12 protein-coding genes are annotated in these 12,432 nt (G+C 53.9%); 5 read left to right on the top strand and 7 right to left on the bottom strand.

Going from position 1 to position 12,432, the window contains the following annotated elements; all coding sequences use genetic code 11:
- Window positions 1-30 precede the first annotated feature (30 nt).
- The 3 genes from pyk (at window position 31) to RCF31_RS01875 (ending at window position 4,246) form a co-directional block, all read left to right on the top strand.
- Window positions 31-1,473, top strand: a complete 1,443-nt coding sequence (gene pyk, locus RCF31_RS01885; RefSeq protein ID WP_084875375.1) for a pyruvate kinase — start codon at window positions 31-33, stop codon at window positions 1,471-1,473.
- An 86-nt stretch (window positions 1,474-1,559) separates the two neighbouring features.
- The gene (locus RCF31_RS01880) at window positions 1,560-2,792 is read left to right on the top strand and encodes an MFS transporter (protein WP_084875376.1); all 1,233 of its coding nucleotides are present in this window, start codon (window positions 1,560-1,562) and stop codon (window positions 2,790-2,792) included.
- 515 nt (window positions 2,793-3,307) lie between these two features.
- A complete protein-coding gene (locus RCF31_RS01875) occupies window positions 3,308-4,246 on the top strand; it encodes an omptin family outer membrane protease (RefSeq protein WP_416412312.1) in 939 nt (312 codons plus the stop codon).
- Between the two features lie 40 nt (window positions 4,247-4,286).
- On the opposite strand, the gene lpxM is transcribed toward RCF31_RS01875, so the two are convergent.
- The 3 genes from lpxM to znuA form a co-directional block, all read right to left on the bottom strand.
- On the bottom strand, window positions 4,287-5,261 hold the full coding sequence (lpxM, locus tag RCF31_RS01870) for a lauroyl-Kdo(2)-lipid IV(A) myristoyltransferase (protein ID WP_084875380.1): 975 nt from the start codon (window positions 5,259-5,261) through the stop codon (window positions 4,287-4,289).
- Between the two features lie 126 nt (window positions 5,262-5,387).
- Window positions 5,388-6,722, bottom strand: coding sequence for a murein DD-endopeptidase MepM (gene mepM, locus RCF31_RS01865; RefSeq protein WP_416412310.1), 1,335 nt, complete (start codon window positions 6,720-6,722; stop codon window positions 5,388-5,390).
- Between the two features lie 14 nt (window positions 6,723-6,736).
- Complete coding sequence (gene znuA / locus RCF31_RS01860; protein ID WP_416412309.1) at window positions 6,737-7,705, bottom strand: zinc ABC transporter substrate-binding protein ZnuA; 969 nt, start codon at window positions 7,703-7,705, stop codon at window positions 6,737-6,739.
- Window positions 7,706-7,782: 77 nt separating this feature from the next.
- Between znuA and znuC the strand changes: the two genes are divergently transcribed.
- On the top strand, window positions 7,783-8,538 hold the full coding sequence (znuC, locus tag RCF31_RS01855; protein WP_299451585.1) for a zinc ABC transporter ATP-binding protein ZnuC: 756 nt from the start codon (window positions 7,783-7,785) through the stop codon (window positions 8,536-8,538).
- Entirely contained in the window at window positions 8,535-9,320 is a 786-nt protein-coding gene (gene znuB, locus RCF31_RS01850; protein ID WP_299451586.1) for a zinc ABC transporter permease subunit ZnuB, read from the top strand. The genes znuC and znuB overlap by 4 nt, the downstream gene beginning before the upstream one ends.
- A gap of 7 nt (window positions 9,321-9,327) precedes the next feature.
- Here znuB and ruvB read toward each other — a convergent pair whose 3' ends face one another.
- The 4 genes from ruvB to RCF31_RS01830 all read right to left on the bottom strand — a co-directional run bounded on the left by ruvB (window position 9,328) and on the right by RCF31_RS01830 (window position 12,349).
- Complete coding sequence (ruvB, locus tag RCF31_RS01845; protein WP_084875393.1) at window positions 9,328-10,335, bottom strand: Holliday junction branch migration DNA helicase RuvB; 1,008 nt, start codon at window positions 10,333-10,335, stop codon at window positions 9,328-9,330.
- 8 nt (window positions 10,336-10,343) lie between these two features.
- Window positions 10,344-10,958 (bottom strand): Holliday junction branch migration protein RuvA, encoded by a 615-nt coding sequence (gene ruvA / locus RCF31_RS01840; protein ID WP_299451588.1) that lies wholly within the window; start codon window positions 10,956-10,958, stop codon window positions 10,344-10,346.
- Between the two features lie 82 nt (window positions 10,959-11,040).
- The gene (ruvC, locus tag RCF31_RS01835; protein ID WP_416412305.1) at window positions 11,041-11,568 is read right to left on the bottom strand and encodes a crossover junction endodeoxyribonuclease RuvC; all 528 of its coding nucleotides are present in this window, start codon (window positions 11,566-11,568) and stop codon (window positions 11,041-11,043) included.
- Between the two features lie 37 nt (window positions 11,569-11,605).
- The gene (locus RCF31_RS01830) at window positions 11,606-12,349 is read right to left on the bottom strand and encodes a YebC/PmpR family DNA-binding transcriptional regulator (RefSeq protein ID WP_299451590.1); all 744 of its coding nucleotides are present in this window, start codon (window positions 12,347-12,349) and stop codon (window positions 11,606-11,608) included.
- Window positions 12,350-12,432 lie beyond the last annotated feature (83 nt).

Raw genomic sequence — 12,432 nt, 5'->3', positions numbered from 1 at the left:
GGACACGATACTTAGTCAACGGAGTCCTTCATGTCCAGACGTCTCAGAAGAACCAAGATCGTTACAACCCTCGGCCCGGCAACCGATCGCGACAATAACCTCGAAAAAATCATTGCGGCGGGTGCGAACGTTGTACGACTCAACTTCTCCCATGGTTCCCCGGAAGATCACCAGCTACGCGCCAATAAAGTGCGTGAAATTGCGGCCAAGCTGGGTCGCCATGTCGCCATTCTCGGCGACCTGCAGGGTCCGAAAATTCGTGTATCGACCTTCAAAGAAGGCAAAGTATTCCTCAATGTTGGCGACCGCTTCCTGCTGGATGCCAGCCTGAGCAAAGGTGAAGGCGACAAAGAGAAAGTCGGTATCGACTACAAAGGTCTGCCTGCTGACGTGGTGCCAGGCGACATTCTGCTGCTGGATGATGGGCGCGTGCAGTTGAAGGTGCTGGAAGTTCAGGGCATGAAAGTCTTCACCGAAGTCACTGTGGGTGGCCCGCTTTCCAATAACAAAGGCATCAACAAACTGGGCGGTGGCCTGTCAGCCGAAGCGCTGACCGAGAAAGATAAAGCCGATATCCTCACTGCGGCGAAAATTGGCGTAGACTACCTGGCCGTTTCTTTCCCACGCTGTGGTGAAGATATGAACTATGCGCGTCGTTTAGCGCGTGATGCCGGTTGCGAAGCCAAACTGGTCGCGAAAGTGGAACGCGCAGAAGCGGTAGCGACCCAGGAAGCCATGGATGACATCATCCTCGCTTCTGACGTGGTGATGGTAGCGCGTGGTGACCTCGGCGTGGAAATTGGCGATCCGGAACTGGTCGGCATTCAGAAAGCGTTGATTCGCCGTGCGCGTCAGCTGAACCGCACCATTATCACCGCAACGCAGATGATGGAATCGATGATCACCAACCCGATGCCGACCCGTGCTGAAGTGATGGACGTGGCGAACGCCGTGCTCGACGGTACCGATGCGGTGATGCTGTCAGCTGAAACCGCAGCAGGTCAGTACCCGGCAGAAACAGTTTCGGCAATGGCGAAAGTGTGTCTTGGCGCGGAAAAAATCCCGAGCGTTAACGTGTCCAAGCACCGCCTTGAAGTGCAGTTCGACAACATCGAAGAAGCGATTGCGATGTCCGCGATGTATGCTGCGAACCACCTGCAAGGGGTTACCGCCATCATCACCATGACCGAATCAGGCCGTACCGCGCTGATGACATCACGTATCACTTCGGGCCTGCCGATCTTCGCCATGTCACGTCACGAGCGTACGCTGAATCTGACCGCGTTATACCGTGGTGTGACGCCGGTATTTTTCGACAGTAACAACGACGGTGTTGCCGCCGCTCACGACGCCATCAATCTGCTGCGTGACAAAGGTTTCCTCGTCTCCGGTGACCTGGTGATTGTGACCCAGGGCGACGTGATGGCGACCACCGGCACCACCAATACCAGCCGGGTGCTGCGCGTAGACTAAATACGCCCACTGACAGCGGCTGTAACAACAAGGAAAACGCGACTGCCCCGGCAGTCGCGTTTTATTTTCTCTGACAAGGAGGCCAGATGGCCCGCTTTCAACCCATAACCCAACTCACCGGCCGCGTGCTGTTATTTCCGCTGGCGCTGGTGTTATTTGAGTTTGCCACCTATATCGCCCACGACATGATTCAACCCGGGATGTTGCTGGTCACCAGTGAATTCAATGTCGGGCCGGAATGGGTTTCCACCTCGCTGACGGCCTATTTGATGGGTGGAGTGGTACTGCAATGGTTGCTCGGTCCACTCTCCGACAAATATGGCCGCCGTCCGGTGTTACTGTTCGGCATTTTGTTTTTTGCCGCTGCCTGCATGCTCACCACCCTGGTACAGAACATCGAGCAATTTGTCACTCTGCGCTTTATTCAGGGCATCAGTCTGTGCTTTATCGGCGCGGTCAGCTATGCCGCCGTCCAGGAGGCTTTCGCCGAAGCGCTGGCCGTGCGCATGATGGCGTTAATGGCGAATGTGGCGCTGCTCGCCCCGCTGGCAGGTCCACTGGCCGGTGCAGCCTGGCTTAGCGTCGGTGACTGGCGCAGCATGTTTTGGTTGTTTGCCGCCTGTAGCATCGTGGCCTTCGTGGTGCTGTGGCGCATCATGCCTGAAACCGCCGGTGACCGCAGTCACTCCATTGCCCTGCCAAACCTGGCGCGCGGCTATGGTCGTCTGGCACGCGATAAGCAGGTGATGTACGGCTCCTTCGCGATTGGTCTGGTGTTTATCCCGATACTCACCTGGGTCGCCCTGTCGCCGGTGATTCTGATGCATGATGAAGGTCTGTCGCGTCTGCATTACGCCTTGCTGCAATTGCCGGTGTTTCTGGCAATGATCGCCGGGAACCTGACGCTGGGGAAACTGGCGGGACGGGTCCCGATTGAGCAACCGGTGAAATTCGCCGCATGGCCGATTCTGATTGGCCTGAGCATTGCGTTGCTGGCAAACCTGCTGAATAGTCACAGCTATCTGTTGCTGACGGCGGGGCTAAGTCTGTATGCCTTTGGTGCCGGGATGGTCAACGCCGGTTTGTACCGTCTCACCCTCTACGCCAGCAATGAAGGTAAAGGCAGTATTGCCGCGATGCTGGGCATGATCAGCATCCTGACGCTGGCTATCGGTATCGAACTGGCAAAAAGCGCTTATTTCAGCGGCGGTACACCGTGGTTTAGCGCGATTAACTTCGCCAGCGGAGTGATGTGGTTTGGTCTGGTGACGTTGTTTCTGCGGGAACGTAAGCGCCGCAGCCAGGTTACTGAAGTCTGATTAATTAACAGGCGTTGTATTGGATGATCGGATCGGATAATTCAACGCCAGATATTGGGTGATATTTTCAGCAAAAAATTTACCTTAAAAAAAATGATGAAAAGATTTCATAGACATCTGTTGAACTTTATTTTTGGCTAATTTATCACCTATTTTTCTCATAACGCAAATGGCCCATTAATTCGTCTCGCAAATTAAATCTCGTTCTGAATGATGAAGACAAATTAATTCGCGATAAAAATTAATTCTCCCATCCCAACCGGCATAGCCTTCCTGAACATTAGCTTACCTGTTCAACTAACTTGTTTCTTAAACAGACAATTATCCGGCCCCGCCCCTCTGATTCTCCAGAGCGATCGATTATTATCGTCAGAACCTAAACTTTTATTAGTTAATTTTTCTGAACTCTGATCGCACGCTTTCTTAGCGAAAAACTTACACTTGCCTGACATTTCCCTGCACATTAGTCTGTGCGCGCAGTTTAAGGATTAGTTTAATTAAACACGGGATATAACATGAACAAGAATGCTGTTGCGGTAATGATGATGGCCGCGCTTTCAGGGACCGCTTATGCGGAGTCTGCACAATTCACACCAAACTTTTCACCGGAAAGTCTGAGTGTCGCCACTTCGGTGGGTATGCTGGGCGGTAAATCCAAAGAGCTGGTTTATGATGCCAGCAACGCACGTAAAGTCAGCCAGCTGGACTGGAAAATTAAAAATGTCGCCATCCTGAAAGGCGATATCTCCTGGGATGCATGGTCCTTCCTGACCCTGAATGCGCGTGGCTGGACTTCTCTGGCTTCCGGTTCCGGTCATATGGATGATTACGACTGGCAGAATGCTAACCAGTCAGGCTGGACCGATCACTCATCACATCCGAGCACCGATGTGAATTACGCCAACGAATACGACCTGAACGTGAAAGGCTGGTTCCTGCAGGGCGATGATTATAAAGTCGGTGCAGTGGCGGGTTATCAGGAGACGCGTTTCAGCTGGACGGCAACCGGTGGCTCTTACAATTACGACAATGGCGAACTGGTGGGTGACTTCCCGAATGGCCAGGCAGGAATTGGTTACAGCCAGCGTTTCTCCATGCCGTATATTGGTCTGGTCGGTCATTACCGTATCAATGATTTCGAATTTAACGCCCAGTTTAAATTCAGTGATTGGGTTCGTGCACACGATAATGACGAACACTATTTGCGTGACCTGACCTTCCGCGAGAAAACCTCAAACTCCCGTTACTATGGTGCGTCTGTGGATGCGGGTTACTATGTCACCGAAAATGCCAAAGTATTTGCTGAATTTACTTACAGCAAATACCAAGAAGGTAAAGGCGGTACTCAGGTTATCGACACGTCAACCGGTGAGTCAGCGTCTTTCGGTGGTGATGCAGCGGGTATTTCTAACAAAAACTACACCGTTACGGTAGGTCTGCAATATCGCTTCTAATCACTAAACCTGTCGGGTTCATCCCGACAGGTTTTTTCGCTTATTTGCGGGGATAAAGATCTTTACGCACATAGGGTTCAATATCCCCCTCTTTACGCGTCTTCAGCAGCTTGAGAATCCATGTATATTGCTCCGGGTGTGGACGAACAAAGATTTCCACTTCTTCATTCATACGACGCGCCAGCGTTTTATCATCCGCTTCCAGCAAATCATCCATTGGCGGCCGCACATAGACTTCAAGACGATGTGTGGTGCTGTTATACACCGGGAACAACGGCACCACGCGCGCCCGACACACCTTCATCAGGCGGCCAACTGCCGGTAATGTCGCTTTGTAAGTGGCAAAAAAATCAACAAACTCGCTGTGCTCCGCCCCGTGATCCTGATCCGGCAGATAATAACCCCAGTAGCCCTGACGCACAGAACTGATAAAGGGTTTGATGCCATCGTTACGCGCATGCATACGCCCACCAAAACGACGACGCACCGTATTCCAGACATAATCCATCAATGGGTCGCTCTGGTTATGGAACATCGCTGCCATCATCTGCCCTTCAGATGCCAGCAGCATCGCCGGAATATCGACACCCCAGCCATGCGGAACGAGGAAAATGACGTTTTCATTATTGGCCTGTAGCTGGTCGATGATGTCGCGACCAAACCAGTCAACACGCTGACGCACCCGCTCCGGGTTGCGTATACCGAGTTCCGCCATCATCACCATCGCCTGCGGGGCGGTAGCAAACATTTCATCGACGATGGTTTCGCGCTCGGCTTCGCTCAGTTCCGGCAGGCAGTAATACAGATTGATCAACGCGCGGCGACGCGCGCTTTTTGCCAGCTTACCTGCCAGCTTACCCAGGCCACCCAATAGGGGATCACGCACTTTTGCGGGTAACATAGCCATACCGGCCAGCGCACCAATCGCCAGCCAGTTGCCCCAGTATTTCGGCTTCAAAAAAGAACGTTGAAAAACGGGAATAAACTCAATGTTATTTTTTTTACGGGTTTCCATGCACTCGCCTCTGACAATGACCGGTCAATAATAGTGACGATGACTAATTTTGCAATCTTCGTGCGCCAGATAGCAAAAAACCGACGAATAATCCGTCGGTTTTGCGTTTTTGCCCGTGATAATGCGTTACTGCTGCAGTGCCAGTTGCGGCAGGTAAGTTTTCACATCTGCCAGATAGCTGCTGCGATCTTTACCCGTCAGCCCTTCCATACGCGGCAGTTTCGCCGTGAGTGGGTTAACGGCCTGATTGTTAATCCAGATTTCAAAGTGCAGATGCGGCCCGGTTGAGCGTCCGGTATTGCCGGAAAGTGCGATACGATCGCCACGCTTCACCTTCTGCCCTGGCTTCACCAGCACTTTGCTCAGGTGCATGTAGCGCGTCATGTACTGGCGGCCATGACGGATCGCCACGTAATTACCCGCTGCACCGCCGTTCTTCGCCATCACTACTTCGCCATCACCCACCGCTAATACCGGCGTACCAATCGGCAGCGCAAAATCGACACCGCGATGCGGCGCGATGCGGCCGGTGACCGGGTTCAGACGACGTGGGTTAAAGTTGGACGATACACGGTATTGCTTCACCGTCGGGAAACGCATAAAGCCACGCGCCAGGCCGGAACCGTTACGATCGTAGAATTTGCCGTCTTCGGCACGGAAGGCATAGTAATCTTTGCCGCCGGTATGCAGGCGCACACCCACCAGCTGGCTCTGGGCGCTCTTGCCGTCGAGCATCTCGCGCGACATCAGCACACTAAACTGATCGCCAGCACGCAGCTTGCGGAAATCCATCTGCCACTGCATCGCCTTGATCACGTTACTGATTTCCGTGCTGGTCAATCCGGCGCTGCGGGCGCTGGCAGCAAAACTACCGTGCACTTCGCCTTTCATCACGCTGTTTTGCCATTCGCCTTTTTGCAGCTCCTGCTGCATTTTAAAGCTGCCGTCATCCTGCCGCTGATAAGTGCGGGTTTCGCGGCGATCAAGCTCCCAGCTGAAGTTCTGCAACTGTCCGTCGGCGTTCAGGGTCCAGCTCAGCTGCTGACCGACGCGCAGACCTCGCAGATCTTTATCGCTGCTGACCAGTGCATTGATGTCACCGAGGTCGATACCATACTGGTTGAGGGCGCTACTCAGCGTATCGCCTGCAGAGACCGTATAATCGTGCACGTTGGGATTGTCCGGCACGTCTTTATCGATATCGTCTGCAGGGATGTCTTCTTCCGGCTCTGGCGTCGATTGATCGACCGGCTCACTGTCTTCCGGCAGCAGATTCTGCAATTCGAATTTGTCCAGTGGGACATTTTTGACGATCGGCGTAGAATCATCGGTGGGATGATAAACGTAAGGCCGCCAGACAGCGACGGCCAACGTAATAACAGTTAATGACCCCAGCATAACGCGGTGGGGGCGCGGCAAATTATTAAATGCGAGGGCGACAGAGCGGGCTATCTGCTGCACTTTTACCTATTCCTCTATGCTCCATTCAGGCAGCTTGCATACTGGCTCGACAGCTGTGAGAGGAATTTCACGTAGCTGTCTTTGGTTAAGCTGATTCCCATGCCCAATGGATCCAACGTACCTTTACGCACATTCGTCCCTCGTGACACGGCATCGATGACCGCCGGCCTGAATTGTGGTTCAGCAAAAACGCATGTGGCTTTCTGCTCAACCAACTGTGTTCGTATTTGATTTAAACGCTGTGCGCCCGGTTGGATCTCAGGATTAACGGTAAAATGCCCTAATGGTGATAAACCGTAATGTTTCTCAAAGTAGCTATAAGCATCGTGAAAAACGAAATAACCCTTATTCCGCACCGGAGCAAGCTGCGCGCCAATGTGTTTGTCCGTATCCGCTAATTCTGCTTCGAAATGCTGCAGGTTGGCGTCTAGTTTGGCCTTGCTTTGCGGCATAAGTTCCAATAATTTTCCGTGGATTGCAACCGCAGATTGCCTTGCGATCTCTGGGGACATCCACAGATGCATATTAAACTGACCGTGATGATGTTCATCAGCGGCATCATGGTCAGCGGAATCTGCTGCACCATGTCCCTGATCATGCGCATGATCATGCTCATCATCGTCATCAGCACCGGTAATCAGCAGTGGTTTTACCCCGGCAATTTCGGCAATTTCCAGATTTTTGTTCGCCGGAAGTTCCGCGGCTGACTTGGTCAGAAAGGCTTCCATTTCCGGGCCAACCCAAACCACTAAGTCTGCGTTTTTTATACGTTTTACATCTGAAGGACGTAGTGCATAATCATGCTCAGACGCACCATCCGGCAGCAGCACTTCCACCGGCGTTACACCATCGGCAATCGCCGCGGCGATAAATCCAATCGGTTTAATTGAGGCAACGACCGCAGCGGATGCTGGCAGAGCAAATGAGGCCGCAATCGCGACCGCAGGAAGGGTAAAAGCAAGGCGCTTTTTATTGTGTAACATAATGCGACATTCCATCGTGACCAGGTGATGGAATGTGATATTATAACATTCGAAATTCTGTGCAACCTGTAAATATCATGCCTTCACTTGTTACGCTCGAAAATATCTCCGTGAAATTCTCCCAACGTCCTGTCCTGGCGGGTGTCAGCCTATCACTGGAGCCGGGAAGAATTTTGACATTGCTTGGCCCGAATGGTGCCGGGAAATCGACCCTTGTGCGTGTCGTGCTGGGCTTGCTGACGCCTGACACCGGCAGCGTAAAACGAAGCGCCAGTTTACGTATCGGCTATGTGCCGCAGAAATTGCATATTGACCCTACCCTGCCGATCACTGTCGAACGCTTTATGCGTCTGTCGCGTGGCAGCCGCGCGGACGCCATCTTACCGGCGTTAAAACGCGTGCAGGCCGGGCATCTGCTGCATGCACCTTTACAGAAATTATCCGGCGGTGAAACGCAACGCGTGTTGCTGGCCCGGGCGCTACTCAGCGACCCGCAACTGCTGGTGCTGGATGAACCCACTCAGGGGGTCGATGTGAATGGACAGGTCGCGTTGTATGACCTGATTGATCAGCTCCGACGCGAGCTGAACTGCGGTGTGCTGATGGTTTCACATGACCTGCATCTGGTGATGGCAAAAACTGACGAAGTACTGTGCCTCAATCACCATATCTGCTGTTCCGGCACGCCGGAGGCGGTCTCGCAGCATCCGGAATTTATCGCCATGTTCGGTCCTCGCGGTGCTCAGCAGCTGGCTATTTATCGCCATCATCATAATCATCGTCACGATTTACAGGGACGAATTGTTCTGCGCAAAGGAAATGGCCCGTCATGATTGAACTGTTGTTACCCGGCTGGCTGGGTGGTGTGTTTCTGGCACTGGCAGCCGGTCCGCTGGGCGCGTTTGTCGTTTGGCGTCGTATGTCCTATTTTGGTGATACCCTCGCCCACGCCTCACTGCTCGGTGTGGCCTTCGGCCTGCTGTTTAACGTCAATCCCTATTATGCAGTGATTCTGGTGACGGTTTGCCTGGCGCTGGGGCTGGTGTGGCTGGAGCGTCGTCCGCATCTGGCGATCGATACCCTGCTCGGTATTATGGCGCACAGTGCGTTATCGCTGGGTCTGGTGGTAGTCAGCCTGATGTCCGGCGTGCGCGTCGATTTAATGGCGTATCTGTTTGGTGATTTGCTGGCGGTTACGCCACAGGATCTGTGGATGATGGGCGCTGGCGTGGTGATTGTGCTGGCGGTGATGGCGTGGCAATGGCGCTCGCTGCTGTCTATGACCATCAGCCCGGAACTGGCGCAGGTGGATGGTGTCAACATTCAGCGCACGCGCCTGATGCTGATGCTGGTGACGGCGCTGACGATTGGTGTGGCGATGAAATTTGTCGGGGCGTTGATTATCACTTCGCTGCTGATCATCCCGGCCGCTACCGCACGCCGCTTCTCACGTTCGCCAGAGCAAATGGCTGGCTTTGCGGTGATTATCGGCATTCTGGCCGTCACCGGCGGTTTGTGCTTTTCCGCGCTTTACGATACCCCAGCAGGCCCGTCAGTGGTGCTCTGCGCCGCCATCCTGTTTATCATCAGCATGGCGAAGAAACCGGCGGCCTGACGCCGGTTTACTGTTCTTCGCGGGTAATCCCGAAGTGACGATACGCATGCTGCGTTGCCATACGGCCACGCGGCGTGCGCTGAATAAAGCCCTGCTGAATCAGGAAGGGTTCAATCACATCTTCGATAGTTTCACGCTCTTCGCCAATCGCTGCCGCCAGGTTATCCAGTCCAACCGGGCCACCCATGAACTTATCAATAATCGCCAGCAACAGCTTGCGATCCATGTAGTCAAAGCCCTGGCTATCCACGTTGAGCATATCCAGCGCGCTGGCAGAAACCTCACCGCTCATATCACCATTGGCCCGCACCTCAGCGAAATCCCGCACACGGCGCAACAGGCGGTTGGCAATACGTGGCGTCCCGCGTGAGCGACGTGCGATTTCCAGTGCACCCTCTTCGCTAAGCGCCAGGCCCAGACAGGCGGCGCTGCGGCCAACGATATGTTGCAAATCCGCCACATTATAAAATTCCAGCCGCTGCACAATCCCGAAGCGATCGCGCAGTGGTGAAGTCAGCGAACCGGCGCGGGTGGTGGCACCAATCAGGGTAAAAGGTGGGAGATCCAGTTTGATGGAACGCGCCGCTGGCCCTTCACCGATCATGATATCCAGCTGATAATCTTCCATCGCCGGATACAGCACCTCTTCCACTACCGGGGAGAGGCGATGGATCTCATCGATGAATAACACATCATGGGGTTCGAGGTTGGTCAGCATCGCCGCCAGATCGCCCGCCTTCTCCAGCACCGGTCCGGAGGTGGTCCGCAGATTGACGCCCATCTCGTTGGCGACAATATTCGCCAGCGTGGTTTTACCGAGGCCTGGCGGGCCGAAGATCAACAGATGGTCGAGCGCATCACCGCGCAGCTGCGCCGCCTTGATAAAGATCTCCATCTGCTCACGCACCTGCGGCTGGCCAACATATTCAGACAGCAGCTTAGGTCGAATGGCGCGGTCGAGGTTCTCTTCTTCGTTAACACTGCTGGCGGAGACCAGACGATCGGCTTCAATCATGCTTTACCTCAAATGGCTGCGCGCAGGGCTTCGCGGATCAGGGTTTCGCAGTCCGCATCGGGTCGGCCAATCTTACTTACCATACGGCTGGCTTCCTGCGGTTTATACCCCAGCGCTACCAAGGCCGCAACCGCTTCTGCTTCCGCATCGTTGGTATCTGGCACGGCAGATGGCGTGGTCAGGGTAAAGGCGTTGTCGCCACCGAACAGATCGCCGTGCATCCCTTTGAAGCGGTCCTTCATTTCCACCACCAGGCGCTCGGCAGTTTTCTTGCCAACACCCGGCAACTTCACCAGCACCGCAATCTCTTCTTTCTCCACTGCCGTCACGAACTGCTGTGCCGACATGCCGGAGAGAATTGCCAGCGCCAGCTTTGGCCCGACGCCATTCACTTTGATCAGCTCGCGGAACAGCGCACGCTCCTGTTTGCTATTAAAACCAAACAGCAACTGCGCATCTTCGCGCACCACAAACTGGGTGAAGATAATCGCTTCCTGGTTTAGCTCAGGCAGCTCATAAAAGCAGGTCATTGGCATATGCACTTCATAACCGACGCCGTGCGCCTCAATTAACACCAGCGGCGGCTGTTTTTCCAGAATATTGCCTCGTAAACGACCAATCACCTGAGCACTTCCTTAATCTATGAGTAAGCCTGTTTATATACCATAAAAAAGGCTGGATGAATATCCAGCCTTAGGTTTTCATCTAGCCCGACCGCAAACGCCCTCGTGTCAGCACCAGCTTGCTATCACTCATCCGCGCCGCGTTCTGACTGACGTGGCAATGGGTGATGGCGATGGCCAGGGCGTCGGCCGCATCCGCCTGTGGATTGGCCGGTAACTTCAGCAAAGTGCGCACCATATGCTGCACCTGGCTTTTTTCCGCGCTACCCATGCCGGTCACCGTTTGTTTGACCTGGCGTGCCGCGTATTCAAATACCGGCAGATCGAGATTGACCGCTGCCACGATGGCGGCCCCACGTGCCTGCCCCAGCTTGAGTGCTGAATCGGCGTTTTTCGCCATAAATACCTGTTCGATGGCAAAAAAATCAGGCGAGAACTGGGTGATGATTTCGCTGACGCCAGCATAAATCAGCTTGAGACGGGATGGCAGGTCGGTAACGTTAGTGCGGATACAGCCGCTGCCCAGATAACTGAGCTGGCGGCCGGTCTGGCGGATAACACCGTAGCCGGTGACGCGCGAACCAGGGTCGATCCCAAGGATTATCGCCATGATGCGTCTCCGGCAATCTGGGGTTGAGAAAACGCCATTACAGCGTTTCCGCCACCTCATCGGAAATTTCGCCGTTATGGTAAACTTCCTGCACGTCGTCGCAATCTTCCAGCATATCGATCAGACGCAGCAGTTTCGGTGCGGTTTCCGCATCCATTTCAGCTTTGGTCGACGGGATCATGGATACTTCCGCGCTATCAGCTTTCAGGCCAGCGGCTTCCAGTGCATCACGCACCGCACCCAGTTCTTCCCAGGCCGTGAACACGTCGATAGCACCATCGTCGTAGCTCACCACATCTTCCGCACCCGCTTCCAGCGCAGCTTCCATCACGCTGTCTTCATCCTTGCCCGGTTCGAAGGAGATCACCCCTTTCTTGCTGAACAGGTAAGAAACGGAACCGTCAGTACCGAGGTTACCACCGGTTTTGGTGAAGGCATGACGCACTTCGCCGACGGTACGGTTGCGGTTGTCACTCAGACATTCAACCATCACCGCAGAACCGCCCGGACCGTAACCTTCATAAATGATGGTTTCCATGTTGGAATCATCTTCACCACCCACGCCGCGTGCAATCGCACGGTTCATGGTGTCACGGGTCATGTTGTTGGACAGGGCTTTGTCCATTGCAGCGCGCAGACGCGGGTTGGAACCGGCATCGCCACCACCCAGTTTCGCGGCAGTCACCAGCTCGCGAATGATTTTGGTGAAGATTTTACCGCGCTTTGCATCCTGCGCCGCCTTGCGGTGCTTTGTATTCGCCCACTTACTATGTCCAGCCATAAAAATTTCTCTCCGATCTCAAATCTTATGCAGGGTATCTTTCTAACCTGACTGTTCAATATTTGCGGTGCAGTTCTGTTTGA

Source organism: Pantoea sp. App145 (assembly GCF_047947045.1).
Lineage (GTDB): Bacteria > Pseudomonadota > Gammaproteobacteria > Enterobacterales > Enterobacteriaceae > Pantoea.
Note: the sequence above shows the minus strand (reverse complement) of the source record. Positions and strands in the feature narration are given on the sequence as shown.

Coding starts and splice junctions, on each gene's coding strand:
- pyk (WP_084875375.1), top strand. CDS start 31: ATGTCCAGACGTCTCAGAAGAACCAAGATCGTTACAACCCTCGGCCCG.
- RCF31_RS01880 (WP_084875376.1), top strand. CDS start 1,560: ATGGCCCGCTTTCAACCCATAACCCAACTCACCGGCCGCGTGCTGTTA.
- RCF31_RS01875 (WP_416412312.1), top strand. CDS start 3,308: ATGAACAAGAATGCTGTTGCGGTAATGATGATGGCCGCGCTTTCAGGG.
- lpxM (WP_084875380.1), bottom strand. CDS start 5,261: ATGGAAACCCGTAAAAAAAATAACATTGAGTTTATTCCCGTTTTTCAA.
- znuA (WP_416412309.1), bottom strand. CDS start 7,705: ATGTTACACAATAAAAAGCGCCTTGCTTTTACCCTTCCTGCGGTCGCG.
- znuC (WP_299451585.1), top strand. CDS start 7,783: ATGCCTTCACTTGTTACGCTCGAAAATATCTCCGTGAAATTCTCCCAA.
- znuB (WP_299451586.1), top strand. CDS start 8,535: ATGATTGAACTGTTGTTACCCGGCTGGCTGGGTGGTGTGTTTCTGGCA.
- ruvB (WP_084875393.1), bottom strand. CDS start 10,335: ATGATTGAAGCCGATCGTCTGGTCTCCGCCAGCAGTGTTAACGAAGAA.
- ruvC (WP_416412305.1), bottom strand. CDS start 11,568: ATGGCGATAATCCTTGGGATCGACCCTGGTTCGCGCGTCACCGGCTAC.
- RCF31_RS01830 (WP_299451590.1), bottom strand. CDS start 12,349: ATGGCTGGACATAGTAAGTGGGCGAATACAAAGCACCGCAAGGCGGCG.